Below are 13,899 nucleotides of genomic sequence, written 5' to 3' on the forward strand. Positions count from 1 at the left end.
TCATTGGCTAGGAAGCCTGCCACAAGATCTAAAAAGCAAGATCCAGATTCTGCTTTAGTTGAAGATATTCGCCTGCTAGGGCGAATCCTGGGTGATGTTATTCGGGAGCAGGAGGGGGTTGATGTTTTTAATCTGATTGAGACCATCAGAACCCTGTCGGTCCGCTTTCATCGGCATAGTGACGAGCAAGCCAATAAAGCACTCAAGAAGCTTTTAAAGGGGTTGAGCGCAGATGAGTCGGTGAAGGTGATTCGGGCCTTTACCTACTTTAGTCATCTAGCAAACCTTGCTGAGGATCGACATCAATTGCGTCGGCAAGCAGCCCAAGAGCGCCTTGCCACTAAACAAGAGGGTAGTATTGATCTTGCTCTCGAGCGAATTCGAGCAGCTGGGATTAGCAACCAAGCAATATCAAAGACCTTAGCCCATAGCCATCTTTCTCCCGTATTAACTGCACATCCAACCGAAGTACAGCGCAAGAGTATCTTGGATGCAGAGCGCAGTATTGCCCAATTACTTCAGATCCGAGATCAAATTAAAGATCGTGCCAAGGCTTTTCATCTCAAGAAAGATGTCTTGTGTGAGCGCGAGTTATCCGATAACGAGTCATTGATGAAGGCGAGGGTGATACAGCTCTGGCAAACCCGCTTATTGCGGGTTACCAAGCTTAAGGTTGTTGACGAAATCGAGAACGCGCTTAGTTACTATGAAGCTACTTTCTTGAGAGAGATTCCGAAGCTCTATGCCCAACTCGAGGATCGTTTAGGAAACCAGCCAGTTGCCTCCTTCTTAAAGATGGGGCAATGGACCGGTGGGGATCGCGATGGAAACCCCAATGTGACTGCTGAGACTTTGGACTATGCACTCAGACGTCAAGCGGATATGATCTTGCGCCATTACTTAACGGAGGTGCATTACTTAGGAACTGAGCTATCCCTATCCGCTTTATTGGTTGACTTTCCAAAGCCCATGCAAGAGTTGGCAGGACGCTCCCCCGACACCAACGAACACCGTATGGACGAACCCTATCGTCGCGCACTCACCGGAATTTACTCCCGCCTCGCCGCCACACTGAAGACTTTGACGGGTGGAGATGCGGCACGCCATGCAGTGCCACCACAAAATCCTTACACAAGCGCTCATGAGTTTTTAGAAGACCTCAAAATCATTGAGCATTCTCTTCGTTCCCATTCAGCACAGGCTCTTGTCAATCAACGCTTACGACCACTAATTCGCTCGGTGGAGGTATTTGGATTTCATTTAGCGACCGTTGATTTACGCCAAAGTTCTGATAAGCACGAAGAGGTAATCCATGAGCTTCTATTGCTAGCGAATATTGAAAACAATTACTCTACTCTGAATGAGTTATCGAAGCAGGCGATCTTGCTGCAATTGTTAAAGGAAGCTAGACCTTTGAGGGTGATTGGGGCTAATTACTCGAGCCACACCTTAGCCGAACTAAAAATAGTTTCCTTAGCCAAAGAACTCAGAGAGCGCTTTGGAAGTGATGCTATACGGCACTACATCATTAGTCACACCGAGACCGTCAGTGATCTTCTTGAGGTCATGTTGCTCCAAAAAGAAGTAGGACTCATGCACGGTACTTTAGATACAAAATCAAGGATTGATTTGATCACGGTCCCTTTGTTTGAAACCATCGGCGATCTGCGTAATGCAGCTCCCATCATGTCTGATTTTTATACCTTACCAGGCATTGCAAATTTGATAAAACGTTCGGGTGGTGAGCAAGATATCATGTTGGGCTACTCGGATAGTAATAAAGATGGCGGCATCTTTACTAGTAATTGGGAGTTGTATTGTGCTGAGATTGCACTCGTTGATCTATTTGAACGCTTAGCCAATAGCCATAATATCCAACTACGTTTATTTCATGGGCGAGGCGGTACGGTGGGTCGTGGTGGCGGGCCTAGCTATGAAGCAATTTTGGCACAACCTCCAGGAACAGTGCGTGGCCAAATCCGTTTGACCGAACAAGGGGAGGTGATTGGATCTAAATATTCCAATCCTGCCATTGGACGTCAAAACCTCGAAGCACTCATTGCCGCCACGCTTGAGGCAACACTCTTACAGCCAACCAAACCAGCAAGCGCAATATTTTTAGAGACCGCTGCACAAATCTCGCAAGCGAGTATGAATGCATACCGATCTTTGATATATGAAACGGATGGCTTTGCAGAGTTTTTCTTTCAGGCAACCCCTATTCGAGAAATTGCAGGACTTAATATTGGCTCGCGGCCAGCATCGCGCAAGGCTAGTCAGCGGATCGAGGATCTGCGTGCAATTCCATGGGGCTTTAGTTGGGGACAATGCCGCTTAACGTTGCCAGGCTGGTTTGGTTTTGGGTCTGCAGTTGATTCTTTACTGCATCAATCCAGTGCCGCTAAGCAAAAAGCTGCCTTAGCCCTGTTACAAAAGATGTATCGCCAGTGGCCATTCTTTCGCACCCTGTTATCAAATATGGATATGGCTTTATCGAAAGCAGATCTTGATTTAGCGGCGCTCTACAGTGAGCTGGTTGACGATGTGCGCTTACGCAAGAAGATTTTTACTGCGCTTTGTGCTGAATGGGATAAGACGGTGCATGCACTAACTATTATTACTGGCGAGAAGCAGCGCTTAGCTAATAATCCTATCTTGGCTCGCTCGATTCGTCACCGCTTCCCCTATATCGATCCCTTGCACCATATTCAGGTAGAGTTGGTGCGACGCTATCGCGCCGGCCATACGGATGAACGGGTCCAGCGCGGGATTCATTTATCGATTAATGGGATTGCTTCCGGACTGCGTAATACGGGATAGCCTCCAAACCAGTAAAATAATCAATTAACCCTTTTTATCTTGCTCAATAAGGAATTTGCATGCCAGGCTTGCTTCCCAATGTAGACCCTGATGGTTTACTTGAATTCTCGGTGGTATACACCGACCGCTCCCTCAACCACATGTCTGCTGAGTTTAAGAAGGTTATTACTGACATCTCAGCAATCTTGAAGGATGTCTATAAGGCTCATTCCACAGTGGTTATCCCTGGGAGTGGTACTTATGGCATGGAGGCAGTTGCACGCCAGTTTGCACCTGGTAAAAAATGCTTAATTATTCGGAATGGTTGGTTTAGTTATCGCTGGACCCAAATTTTTGATCTTGAGAAATTTACGAAAGACATTCACATTATTAAAGGGCGTCAGCAAGAGGTCAGCGCACAAGGGCCATATGCACCTCCTCCGATTGAAGAAGTAGTTGCATTTATTAAGAAAGAGAAACCAGAGGTTGTTTTTGCTCCCCATGTAGAGACCTCCGCCGGCATTATTCTGCCCCCTGAATATCTGCGCGCTATTGGCGATGCAGTTGAGTCAGTAGACGGCTTATTTGTGCTCGACTGTATTGCCTCCGGTGCAATGTGGGTGGATATGAAGGCGAGCAAAGTCGATGTTCTGATTAGTGCTCCACAAAAGGGTTGGAGTAGCTCCCCTTGCTGTGCCCTGATTGGTATGAGTGAGCGTGCCCGCCAAAAGATCGAACACACTCAAAGCAATAGCTTCTCGCTTGATCTCAAGAAGTGGTTACAGATTATGGAGACCTATGAGAAGGGCGCGCATGTGTATCACACCACTATGCCAACCGACGCATTGAAGATCCTACGGAACGCCATGAAAGAGACCCAGTCGCACGGCTTTGATTATTTAATGCAACAGCAGATTCTGTTGGGTTCCAAAGTAAGGGCATTAATGGTCTCTAAGGGATTTCCTAGCGTGGCCGCTGCCGGTTATCAGGCGCCATGTGTAGTGGTAAGTTACACCACTGACCCAGACATGCAATCTGGTAAAAAGTTTATCGATGTTGGCTTACAAACGGCTGCGGGGGTACCATTGCAGGTGGGTGAAAGCGCTGAGTTCCGCACATTCCGTCTCGGTCTATTTGGTCTAGAGAAACTCTTGCATATCGAGCGAGCCATTAGTCATCTTGAAACGGCCATGAATAAAATTACTGCGAAGTAATTACGATTCCATTTTAAGAACTGCAAACGCAGCTTTTAGACGCTTAGAGTAAATTGCTTTAAGCGCCTTTACCTTTTCTGGGGACCATTGCCAATACCCCTGCATCGTCTTGACACCAGATTTACCTGCTATCACCATATCCAAGATGGATTGAGGTATTGCGTTACTGTTACATAGGGTGGGGTAAATCTCCTTCGCCGAATGACAGCTGACGTCCCAACCGGATAACTCCTTCTGAGTAATGGGGCCAACGGCGGCGTAGCGAAAGCCAAAGCTGTAGCGCACGGCGTCATCAACATCTTCGGGTGACGCAATTCCTGCATCGATTAGATGTAAGGCTTCGCGCATCAATGCATGCTGTATCCGATTGGCTAAAAATCCAGGAATATCTTTCTTAACAAGAACCGGTTTCTTATTGACCGACTTATAGAGCTCACAGACATGTTGAGCGTGCGCGAGTTCTGTTTTTTCACCCATCACAATCTCTACCAAGGGCACAACTTCTGCAGGCATAAAGTAGTGAGCGCCCATCATGCGCTCTGCCGTCTTTAGGCCTTCAGCTATCTTGCTAATTGGATAGGCAGAGCTATTGCTCCCAATTGGAATATGTGCTGGGACACGCTCATCGAGTGACCGAAAGAGTGCTTGCTTTAATGCAAGATCCTCGGCAATGGTTTCTACCACCCAGATGCAATCGTCCCAGTCATTCCATTGATCAATCAGTCCACAACGGTGCTTAGCATTCCCTTCGGCTTGTACTAAGCCGATGGCAACATCTAAACAGGCTTTGGCCTTATCCGCAGATCGCCCCAAAATCGTGACAGCGAGACCTGCTTCGATGAAGCCGGCAGCAATTCCTGCGGCCATTGTGCCCGTGCCAATTACCGCAACATAATTCATGAAAGTCCTTTAAATGAGGGGTCAACAGTAGCAGTCTAATTCAGTTTACAAAACACAAAACTCATTACCCAGAATGCCTTGCGGGTAGGCTAAGCGCCATAAATTCCTAACCTAGGTCAAGGCGAGTCGCATTGGGAACTGGTATAAATAGGACTTTGCATTTTTAGATCAATCCCTTATTAATTTGACCCCCCCATGCTAAAACTGGACCAACATCCCTCAGGTAGACATTTCTTACATATCCCCGGCCCAAGCCCTGTGCCGGCTAGAGTGCTACGAGCCATTAGCTATCAAACTATCGATCATCGCGGCCCTGAGTTTGGTGAGCTAGGCCTTAAATTGTTATCGGGTATGCAAACCATTTTTAAGACCAAGCATCCGGTCATCATTTATCCAAGTTCAGGAACGGGCGCATGGGAAGGTGCTTTAGTGAACACCTTATCGGCTGGTGATTTGGTCTTGATGTATGAGACCGGTCACTTTGCTACTTTGTGGAATAAGCTGGCGATCCGTTTAGGAATCAAAACAGAGTTTGTTGGTATGCCTGGTGCAGAAGGTTGGCGTCATGGAGTCGATGCGGCCAAGATCGAAGAGCGCCTCAAGGCAGATACCAATCATCAAATTAAAGCGGTCTGTGTTGTTCATAATGAGACCTCGACCGGAGTCACTTCCAATATCGCTGCAGTTCGTAAAGCCATCGATGCAGCAAAGCATCCAGCCTTATTGATGGTAGATACGATCTCAGGATTGGCGTCTGCTGACTATCGCCACGATGAGTGGGGCGTTGACGTTACAGTGAGCGGTTCTCAAAAAGGCTTAATGCTGCCACCGGGTATCGGCTTTAATGCAATTTCACCTAAAGCAATTGAGGCCAGCAAGAAGGCGACATTGCCCAAGGCCTATTGGGCATGGGATGAGATCCTCGAATCTAATAAGACCGGCTATTGGCCATCAACCCCAGCAACTAACTTGCTATATGGTTTGCATGAAGCGATTGATATGATTTTGGCAGAAGGTTTAGATAATGTATTTGCGCGTCATCAGCATTTAGCAAAAGCATGTCGTGCTGCTGTTGAGGCGTGGGGTCTGGAAGTGCAGTGCAAAGATCCTGCCGTTTATTCCCCAGTACTAACTGGGGTGAGAACTCCACAGGGTGTTGATGCTGATGCTCTACGTAAAGTGATATTCGAGCGCTACAACTTATCCCTTGGTACAGGTCTTGGTAAAGCAAAAGGACAGCTATTTCGGATTGGTCATTTGGGTGATTGCAATGAGCTATCGCTGCTTGCAGCCATTAGCGGTTGTGAGATGGGTATGAACCGCTTTGGCATCAAGCTCAAGGGTAGTGGTGTATTGGCTGCGCAAGAAGTTTTACAGTAATTTGTTATTTATTTCCGCTCTATATTAGTTCGTAATGGAGCATATGAGTAAAGTTGATCAAATCGATCCCGATGAAGATGCGGGACCAAGTAAGTCAGAGCTCAAGCGCCAAATGAGCGAGCGCCAAAAGTTAGCCGAGACCCTGGCTGGCTTTAGCTCAGAATCACTTAAAACAGTTCCAATCGAAGATGGTTTGCGAAGCGCTCTCTTGGAGACTGCCAAGATAAAGACCTTTGGTGGGATTCGTCGTCATAAGCAGTACTTAGGAAAACTGATGCGCTTGCTAACGGATGATGAGATCCAGGGTATAAAAAAACAGATTGAGATTATTGAGGGACCTGGACGAGTAGAAACTGCTCATTTGCACCGCTTAGAGCGTCTACGAGAGCGCTTACTTAGTAATGACGAAGTGCTTACCGAATTGATTGCTCAGCATCCAGGCTTGGATGTGCAAAATCTGAGAACCTTGATTCGCAATGCACGCAAAGAGAAAGAATCGAACAAGCCTCCGAAGGCCTATCGGGAGATATTCCAAGTATTACGGGAACTGGATACCCAAAGCCCATGAGCTCCAAACAATCGCGCGGTGAACTCTATGTGCTGGTACAGGCAATTTTATTGATCGCCTTGTTCTTTGGACCAAAGGATCTATTGGGGTTGCCAACTAAGGTCAATCAAACCTTATGGTGGATTGGTCAAATTCTCTTCTACTTGGGTATTGCCATCGCAATTTGGGCGGCAATATTACTCGGACCTAATTTGACACCGCTACCCAAACCCAAACAGAATGGTGAGCTAATACGGACTGGGCTATATCGATTTGTAAGGCACCCCATTTATTTTGGGGTGATCTTAGTGTGCTTTGGGTGGGCTGGAATAGAGCAAACCCTCAACACCTTGGTGCTCGCCATCATCTTGCTAATCTTCTTTGATCTTAAATCTAGACAAGAAGAGATCTGGTTAACAGAAAAGTTTTCTGAGTATGCCGAGTACAAAATAACGACTAAGAAGTTAATTCCATTTGTGTATTAAGTGACTTAGGTTAATGCTTTATAGCCGGCTGTTTTGTTCGAGCGGTTCTGAATACTCTTTATAAAACTAACAATGGTCTTGTTTTTTCTGAGCTCAGGCTTCATGGCTAGATAAAAAGTCTCTGTTTCAAGCGGGATACAGCTTAGGCTAAATTCTTTAGCAATGTATTGCAGTCCCATTCCAGCGTCCGCTTGCCCAGCCAAAATACTGGTCGCAATGGCATTGTGGGTAAATTCTTCATGAGCATAGCCCTTAATTTGCCTAGTCTTGAGTCCTTCGCGTTCAATCAGTCGGTCTAACAACAAACGCGTACCAGCACCTTTTTGACGATTGATAAAGCGCACCTCTGGCCTTGCTAGATCGCGTACCGATTTAATCTTCAAAGGATTGCCCTTTGCAAGAATGAGCCCTTGAATGCGTTGCATTAAGGGAATGGCAACGAGGCCACGGCGTTGTAAATGATCCTGGATACCCTTAATTTCTTGCGGGTCCGATATATGAAAACCTGCAATATTGGCTTTATCTTCTAGCAATCGATCTAAGGCCTGACCCGAGCCCATGGTCTCGAAGGTGATCTCCTCAAACTTGGGGCTAATGTATTCAATTAAGGGGTCATTACTGCTGCAAAAAATTAAGGTATTGAACTTCTTTTGGATGTGATTGGCTAATTTGGTACCGATATCATCGGCAAGGCGTTGCAATTCATCCGATAGTTGAAGATCAAGTCTATCGAGCGAATGAATCAGTAATCTGCCAGCAGGGGTTAATTTGGAGCCATGGCCTTTGACCCGATCCAGAAATCGACAACCCAGTTCTTGCTCTGCCTCTTTGAGCTCATTCCATACAGTGCGATACGAAATATTAAGGTCTTTGGCAGCAGACGCAAGGGTGCGACCTTGCTCGACACTTTTTAGTAGATTGCCAATATGGCTAAGGTCAAGACTTTGCTGATGGTAGTTAGGGGCTTTAAGGAGTAGGGTGGGTTGGATGACTAGCTTCATATGAATATTTTTGCATATTGATTAAATCAAATCATTTATGCATGATACGTGGTTTTAACTCAAGCACATTCCCATCATGAAAATCCTACACAAATTACTTCTAGCATCTTTGTTATCAGCCACCCTTCTAGGTCAGGCCTATGCTCAAAAGAGTATTGTTCTTTCTTCAACCACATCGACTGAACAGTCGGGACTCTTTGGGCATATCTTGCCTCCCTTTGAGAAAAAAACAGGGATTCAGGTCAAGGTGGTCGCTGTAGGAACTGGTCAAGCTCTTGATATTGGTCGTCGTGGTGACGCCGACGTTGTCTTTGTTCATGACAAAGTGGCCGAAGAGAAGTTCGTTGCCGATGGTTTTGCTGATAAACGCATTGAAGTGATGTACAACGACTTCATACTTCTTGGACCTAAGAGCGATCCGGCCAAGGTTGCTGGTGGGAAAGATATTCAAGTGGCTCTCAAGAAAATTGCAGATAGCAAAGCAAGCTTTGTATCACGCGGTGACAAGAGTGGCACCCATGCTGCTGAGTTGCGTTATTGGAAGGGCGCTGGTGTAGAAGTGTCTGCCAATATGCCTTGGTACAAAGAGACTGGTTCTGGAATGGGTCCCGCGCTCAATACTGCATCTGGCATGAATGGATATATCTTGTCAGATCGCGCTACCTGGTTGACCTTCAAGAACCGTGGTGATCTCACCATTCTGGTTCAGGGCGACCCAAAACTCTTCAATCAATATGGCGTGATGCTCGTGAGTTCTGCGAAGCACCCAAAGGTGAAGAAAGCAGAAGGCCAAGCATTTATTGATTGGATTGTCTCCAAAGAAGGTCAAGATAGCATCGCATCCTACCGCGTTGCTGGTGAGCAGTCCTTCTTCCCTAATGCAAAATAAATCTAGTAAGTCCCCGGGTACAAGATATCTTTCGTCACATCCTGAATATCACGATGGCCGGTAAATGCCATGGTGAGATCTAACTCCCTATGAATAATCTCTAAGCATTTAGTAACACCAGGGCCACCCATAGCGCCTAAGCCATATAAAAAGGAGCGACCAATCATTGTTCCCTTGGCACCCAAAGCCCACGCTTTGAGGACATCTTGGCCTGACCGAATACCGCCATCCATCCACACTTCAATATCCTTGCCCGCTGCATCAACGATACCGGGCAGTGCTTTGATGCTCGATACAGCGCCGTCAAGTTGACGACCACCATGATTCGACACAATGAGGGCATCGGCACCCGATTGTGCCGCAGCACGGGCATCATCAGGATCTAAGATGCCCTTGATAATGAGCTTGCCACCCCAAAGCTTCTTAATCCACTCAACGTCTCCCCAATTGAGTCCCGGATCAAATTGCTCAGCGGTCCATGAAGATAGTGAAGACATGTTGCCAACACCGGTAGCATGACCAACAATATTACGGAAGGTGCGACGGGGTGTTTGTAGCATCCCCATGCACCAACGTGGTTTGGTCATCATGTTCAAAATGTTGGGAATAGTTAATTTGGGTGGAGCACTTAAGCCATTCTTAATGTCTTTATGGCGTTGACCTAAGATCTGAAGATCTAATGTAAGAACCAGGGCCGAGCAATTGGCTGCTTTGGCTCGTTCGATCAAGCGCTCAATAAAGCCACGGTCTTTCATGACGTAGAGCTGGAACCAAAATGGTTTTGTAGTGCGTTCGGCAACATCTTCAATCGAGCAAATACTCATGGTCGATAAGCAGAATGGCACCCCAAATTTTTCTGCGGCTTGGGCAGCAAGGATCTCACCATCGGCGAACTGCATACCCGTTAAGCCAGTGGGCGCCAATGCCACAGGCATTGCAACGTCTTGGCCAATCATTTTGGTTTTGGTGGTCCGATTGAGCATATTGACCGCCACCCGTTGCCGTAATTTGATCTTCTGAAAATCGGATTCATTGGCGCGATAGGTCGACTCGGTCCACGAACCGGAGTCGGCATAGTCATAAAACATTTTGGGGGTACGTTTTTGATGTAAAACGCGCAGGTCTTCAATATTGGTAATGATAGGCATGGGGTATGGAGTTCAAGGTTATTTATAGAGGTAAGAGTTATTTTTTGTCTATTATGGATTATTGCTTAATTCTGACGGATTACTGGATATGAAACCTAGAGTATTAGCTTTTGATGTATTTGGGACGGTTGTCGATTGGCATGGCTCGATTACTGCGGAGGTTGCTAGCCTTATCCCGGAGATTGATGCCATTTCATTTACCAGTAGCTGGCGCAGTGGTTATAAACCTGCCATGGCGAGAGTGCGCTCTGGGGAGTTGGGATGGACCCGAATTGATGATTTACACCGCATCATCCTCGACCAAGTTTTAAAAGAGTTCAGTATCGACAGGCTCACCGAATCTCAGAAAAGGCATTTGAATCTCGTATGGCACCGCTTGCATCCATGGCCCGATACCGTTTCTGGACTGACACTCTTAAAACAAGATCACACGATCGTGACCCTCTCCAATGGTAATTTAGGGCTCTTGGCAAATATGGCCAAGAAAGCGGGTTTACCTTGGGATCTGATCTTGTCAGCAGAGGTATTTCGTCACTACAAGCCCGATCCAGAAACCTATTTAGGGGTTTGCAATATCTTTGATCTAGAGCCCAACGAGGTGATGTTGGTTGCCTCTCACAAGGACGATCTCCAAGCTGCCCATGCCTGTGGTCTGCAAACAGCATTTATTGAGCGGCCGCTGGAGTTTGGTCCCAAGCAAGCCAGAAACGATCTGCATCGTGAGACCTGGACTGATTACCACGCTACCGATTTTCTGGATCTCGCCAAACAGCTAAAAACCCGATAAAGACCTACAATGAATATAGAACTACTTTCTCAAGGAGAGAATGATGGCAAACCAAATGACTGTGGAAATTGAGAACCTGAAGTGCGGTGGTTGTGAGAACACGATTATGAAGGGTTTGATGTCGATTACGGGAGTCGCTGGTGTAATTGTCGACCATGCTCAGAAAGCAGTAGTTCTGGAAGCTGATGCAAACTTACGCCCGCAGGTTGTGGCGAAGTTGTTGGGCATGGGCTATCCAGAAAAAGGATCAGTGGCCGGACTCGATAAAGGCATTGCGACTGCAAAATCGTTTGTGAGTTGTGCCATTGGTCGAATTAGTTAAAGTAGGCTAGAAGTTTTTTAGATGCGCTAAGATCCCATGGTGCTTCATGTTGACATCATTGGCTACTTAGCTGCCTGCCTAACGACATTCTCCTTTTTAGTTCAGGCAGTAAAGTCTTGGAAAACGAAGGACCTATCGGGCATTTCCTTGGGGATGTACACCATGTTTGCTAGCGGCGTAGCTTTGTGGCTAGCCTACGGCATTGCGATAGATAGCATGCCACTGATTGTGACCAATGCCTTAACCCTAGCGTTTGCCCTTAGTATTCTGTTCATGAAGATTCGGGAAGTACGGAAATAAAATACATGCTTACTAGAGTCTAACCATGAAAATCCTCAAGATGATCATTATTTCAGTTGTTGTTCTAGCGGCCATCATCCTCGGCGTAGCCTATTACAGTTCAGGCAAGATTGATGCGTATGTAAAGACTGCGATCGAGCAGTATGGATCAGAGTCACTGGGTACTAAGGTCAGTGTTGGGGAGGTCAATATTAGTTTGCGTCAGACCACCGCCACGATCACAAATCTTGAGATTGCTAATCCCCCCGGCTTTAATGATCCAGCGGCATTTAAAGCAGGCCTGATTCAGATTACGCTAAATTCCAAAGAATCCAAATTAGACTCAGTAGTGATTGATCGTATTTTGCTAAATAGTCCGATGGTCTATTACATCAAGACCAAACAAACAGATAATTTATCGGCACTTCAGGATAATGTTGCCCGGTCTGACAAAGAGCACCAGAGCTCGGATCAGGCGGGAGATCCAAAAGGTAAGAAGGATAAGGATCGCCAACAGCCCAGAATTTTGATCAAGAAGTTCGATATTGAGGGAGCTAATTTATCGTACCGTGATACTCGCATTGTCAGTACAACGGTTAATTTAAAGTTAGACGATATTCATATTACAGATATCGATACAGGCAAGAATGGTGCTGGTACACAAGAAGCTGTGAGCAAGATTGTGAATGCGATTGTTCCTGCTGTTAAGCAGGCTGCTATAAAAAGTGTTGCAGCCTATCTTGATGTCGCTACCGATACCTTACGAAATGTAAGCGACAGTGCCCAGCAGTTGGGTAAAGAGGCAGTTACCAATATTAAGAAGTTCTTCCAAAAACAGTAATTTTAAATTGAGATTAAATGGTGAATTCCACTACCCCTATCTATAACGGCCGACTAACATCCTTATCCCATGGTGGCGGTTGCGGTTGCAAGATCGCCCCCGGTATCTTGAGCGATATCTTGAAGGATTCTCCCTTTAAAACGATCTCACAAGCTTTATTGGCAGGCTCTGAAAATAATGAGGATGCGGCTGTCTATCAAATCAATGATCGGCAAGCGATTGTGGCAACCACTGATTTTTTCATGCCAATTGTGGATGATCCTTTCGACTTTGGACGGATTGCAGCAACTAATGCGATCTCTGATGTGTATGCCATGGGTGGGCAGCCATTGTTTGCACTTGCTCTCTTGGGAATGCCGATTCAAGTCCTACCGATAGAGACCATTCAAAAGATAACCGCAGGGGGTGAGTCTGTCTGTCAATTAGCTGGAATTCCGATTGCGGGCGGCCACTCGATTGATAGTGTGGAGCCAATCTATGGCCTAGTGGTCATTGGGATTGTTGATCCTACAAACTTAAAACGTAATAGCGGCGCGCAGGATGGCGATTGCATCATCGTCAGTAAACCAATAGGAGTTGGCATCCTTAGTGCAGGCTTAAAGAAAGAGCGTCTATCACCATCGGGGTACGAGCAAATGATTGCTCTCACCACCCAGCTTAATAAACCAGGGGTGGACTTAGCCAAGATGACTGGTGTTCATGCCTTAACCGATGTGACCGGTTTTGGGTTAGCAGGGCACTTACTTGAGATGGGCCGCGGTGCACATTTACGGGCCGAGCTTCGGTGGGATCAAATACCGCTTGTCACCGAGGCGGTAGAGCTTGCAAAGGCTGATATCTATACAGGCGCATCGACTCGTAATTGGCAAGCGTATGGTCATGAGATCAATCTGTCAGCCACCATGCAGGAATGGCAACAAAACCTCATTACAGATCCGCAAACGAGTGGGGGCTTGCTTATTTCTTGTGCTCCGCAGGCCGAGCAGGAAGTAATCCAACTTTTGCAGCAATCTGGCTTTATGCAGGCTAAAACCATTGGCCGATTTACTGCTGGCAAGGGCCTTGGCCTGGTCTAAACTAAGAAACAGCAAACAAATTACAATCAAGGTAGTTATTTCTAGGGAGCGATAATGAGTAATCAGAATCTAGCAGCATGCTTTCAGGCATTCATTAAGAATATGATGCAGTCCCCCACGAAGCGTGGCGAGTGGTTTTTGCAGTTAATGATTGAGAAGCGTGACCAGCGTCTTAGCAAAAAAGTATATTAATTTGTTTTGGTCTTGATGTGATCTGTTCATCAAGAAATC

The 13,899-nt window shown here is 46.4% G+C and carries 15 protein-coding genes; 12 read left to right on the top strand and 3 right to left on the bottom strand.

Translation table 11 applies throughout. The features are described 5' to 3' along the window. Positions 1-3 precede the first annotated feature (3 nt). Together ppc and NKE59_RS03305 are read left to right on the top strand one after the other, a co-directional pair. Positions 4-2,820: a phosphoenolpyruvate carboxylase gene (gene ppc, locus NKE59_RS03300; protein ID WP_353439547.1), complete on the top strand. Its 2,817-nt coding sequence runs from the start codon at positions 4-6 to the stop codon at positions 2,818-2,820. A 59-nt stretch (positions 2,821-2,879) separates the two neighbouring features. Continuing rightward, positions 2,880-4,013 carry an alanine--glyoxylate aminotransferase family protein gene (locus NKE59_RS03305; RefSeq protein WP_353439548.1) on the top strand — a complete coding sequence of 378 codons (1,134 nt, stop codon included), beginning with the start codon at positions 2,880-2,882 and terminating at the stop codon, positions 4,011-4,013. Here NKE59_RS03305 and NKE59_RS03310 read toward each other — a convergent pair whose 3' ends face one another. After that, positions 4,014-4,913, bottom strand: coding sequence for a 3-hydroxyacyl-CoA dehydrogenase NAD-binding domain-containing protein (locus NKE59_RS03310; protein WP_353439549.1), 900 nt, complete (start codon positions 4,911-4,913; stop codon positions 4,014-4,016). It abuts the gene before it with no gap. Positions 4,914-5,108: 195 nt separating this feature from the next. Between NKE59_RS03310 and NKE59_RS03315 the strand changes: the two genes are divergently transcribed. From NKE59_RS03315 to NKE59_RS03325, 3 genes are read left to right on the top strand one after another with little or no spacing between them, the layout of a single operon-like run. Further along, complete coding sequence (locus NKE59_RS03315; protein WP_353439550.1) at positions 5,109-6,293, top strand: aminotransferase class V-fold PLP-dependent enzyme; 1,185 nt, start codon at positions 5,109-5,111, stop codon at positions 6,291-6,293. A 43-nt stretch (positions 6,294-6,336) separates the two neighbouring features. Continuing rightward, positions 6,337-6,861, top strand: a complete 525-nt coding sequence (yjgA, locus tag NKE59_RS03320; protein ID WP_353439551.1) for a ribosome biogenesis factor YjgA — start codon at positions 6,337-6,339, stop codon at positions 6,859-6,861. Continuing rightward, positions 6,858-7,325: an isoprenylcysteine carboxylmethyltransferase family protein gene (locus NKE59_RS03325; RefSeq protein ID WP_353439552.1), complete on the top strand. Its 468-nt coding sequence runs from the start codon at positions 6,858-6,860 to the stop codon at positions 7,323-7,325. The genes yjgA and NKE59_RS03325 overlap by 4 nt, the downstream gene beginning before the upstream one ends. 5 nt (positions 7,326-7,330) lie before the next feature. Here the strand turns inward: NKE59_RS03325 and NKE59_RS03330 are convergent, their stop codons facing one another. Beyond that, a complete protein-coding gene (locus NKE59_RS03330) occupies positions 7,331-8,326 on the bottom strand; it encodes a substrate-binding domain-containing protein (RefSeq protein ID WP_353439554.1) in 996 nt (331 codons plus the stop codon). 76 nt (positions 8,327-8,402) lie between these two features. On the opposite strand from NKE59_RS03330, the gene NKE59_RS03335 reads away from it, so the two are divergent. Continuing rightward, complete coding sequence (locus NKE59_RS03335) at positions 8,403-9,215, top strand: extracellular solute-binding protein (protein ID WP_353439555.1); 813 nt, start codon at positions 8,403-8,405, stop codon at positions 9,213-9,215. Between the two features lie 2 nt (positions 9,216-9,217). On the opposite strand, the gene NKE59_RS03340 is transcribed toward NKE59_RS03335, so the two are convergent. Next, a complete protein-coding gene (locus NKE59_RS03340; protein WP_353439556.1) occupies positions 9,218-10,363 on the bottom strand; it encodes an alpha-hydroxy acid oxidase in 1,146 nt (381 codons plus the stop codon). Between the two features lie 88 nt (positions 10,364-10,451). Here NKE59_RS03340 and NKE59_RS03345 point away from each other — a divergent pair, with 88 nt between their 5' ends. The 6 genes from NKE59_RS03345 to NKE59_RS03370 are packed head-to-tail and all read left to right on the top strand — an operon-like array spanning position 10,452 to position 13,860. Next, positions 10,452-11,150: a haloacid dehalogenase type II gene (locus NKE59_RS03345; RefSeq protein ID WP_353439558.1), complete on the top strand. Its 699-nt coding sequence runs from the start codon at positions 10,452-10,454 to the stop codon at positions 11,148-11,150. Positions 11,151-11,190: 40 nt separating this feature from the next. Further along, on the top strand, positions 11,191-11,472 hold the full coding sequence (locus NKE59_RS03350) for a heavy-metal-associated domain-containing protein (protein ID WP_353439559.1): 282 nt from the start codon (positions 11,191-11,193) through the stop codon (positions 11,470-11,472). Between the two features lie 36 nt (positions 11,473-11,508). Further along, entirely contained in the window at positions 11,509-11,772 is a 264-nt protein-coding gene (locus NKE59_RS03355) for a SemiSWEET transporter (protein WP_353439560.1), read from the top strand. Between the two features lie 25 nt (positions 11,773-11,797). After that, a complete protein-coding gene (locus NKE59_RS03360; RefSeq protein ID WP_353439561.1) occupies positions 11,798-12,592 on the top strand; it encodes a hypothetical protein in 795 nt (264 codons plus the stop codon). A 17-nt stretch (positions 12,593-12,609) separates the two neighbouring features. After that, positions 12,610-13,668: a selenide, water dikinase SelD gene (gene selD, locus NKE59_RS03365; RefSeq protein ID WP_353439562.1), complete on the top strand. Its 1,059-nt coding sequence runs from the start codon at positions 12,610-12,612 to the stop codon at positions 13,666-13,668. 54 nt (positions 13,669-13,722) lie between these two features. Further along, positions 13,723-13,860, top strand: a complete 138-nt coding sequence (locus NKE59_RS03370; RefSeq protein ID WP_353439563.1) for a hypothetical protein — start codon at positions 13,723-13,725, stop codon at positions 13,858-13,860. The last annotated feature ends 39 nt before the right edge of the window (positions 13,861-13,899 follow it).

The organism is Polynucleobacter sp. UK-FUSCHL-C3 (assembly GCF_040409815.1).
Lineage (GTDB): Bacteria > Pseudomonadota > Gammaproteobacteria > Burkholderiales > Burkholderiaceae > Polynucleobacter.

Coding starts and splice junctions, on each gene's coding strand:
- yjgA (WP_353439551.1), top strand. CDS start 6,337: ATGAGTAAAGTTGATCAAATCGATCCCGATGAAGATGCGGGACCAAGT.
- NKE59_RS03345 (WP_353439558.1), top strand. CDS start 10,452: ATGAAACCTAGAGTATTAGCTTTTGATGTATTTGGGACGGTTGTCGAT.
- NKE59_RS03310 (WP_353439549.1), bottom strand. CDS start 4,913: ATGAATTATGTTGCGGTAATTGGCACGGGCACAATGGCCGCAGGAATT.
- NKE59_RS03305 (WP_353439548.1), top strand. CDS start 2,880: ATGCCAGGCTTGCTTCCCAATGTAGACCCTGATGGTTTACTTGAATTC.
- NKE59_RS03325 (WP_353439552.1), top strand. CDS start 6,858: ATGAGCTCCAAACAATCGCGCGGTGAACTCTATGTGCTGGTACAGGCA.
- selD (WP_353439562.1), top strand. CDS start 12,610: ATGGTGAATTCCACTACCCCTATCTATAACGGCCGACTAACATCCTTA.
- NKE59_RS03335 (WP_353439555.1), top strand. CDS start 8,403: ATGAAAATCCTACACAAATTACTTCTAGCATCTTTGTTATCAGCCACC.
- NKE59_RS03340 (WP_353439556.1), bottom strand. CDS start 10,363: ATGCCTATCATTACCAATATTGAAGACCTGCGCGTTTTACATCAAAAA.
- NKE59_RS03330 (WP_353439554.1), bottom strand. CDS start 8,326: ATGAAGCTAGTCATCCAACCCACCCTACTCCTTAAAGCCCCTAACTAC.
- NKE59_RS03315 (WP_353439550.1), top strand. CDS start 5,109: ATGCTAAAACTGGACCAACATCCCTCAGGTAGACATTTCTTACATATC.
- NKE59_RS03355 (WP_353439560.1), top strand. CDS start 11,509: ATGGTGCTTCATGTTGACATCATTGGCTACTTAGCTGCCTGCCTAACG.
- NKE59_RS03350 (WP_353439559.1), top strand. CDS start 11,191: ATGATGGCAAACCAAATGACTGTGGAAATTGAGAACCTGAAGTGCGGT.
- NKE59_RS03360 (WP_353439561.1), top strand. CDS start 11,798: ATGAAAATCCTCAAGATGATCATTATTTCAGTTGTTGTTCTAGCGGCC.
- NKE59_RS03370 (WP_353439563.1), top strand. CDS start 13,723: ATGAGTAATCAGAATCTAGCAGCATGCTTTCAGGCATTCATTAAGAAT.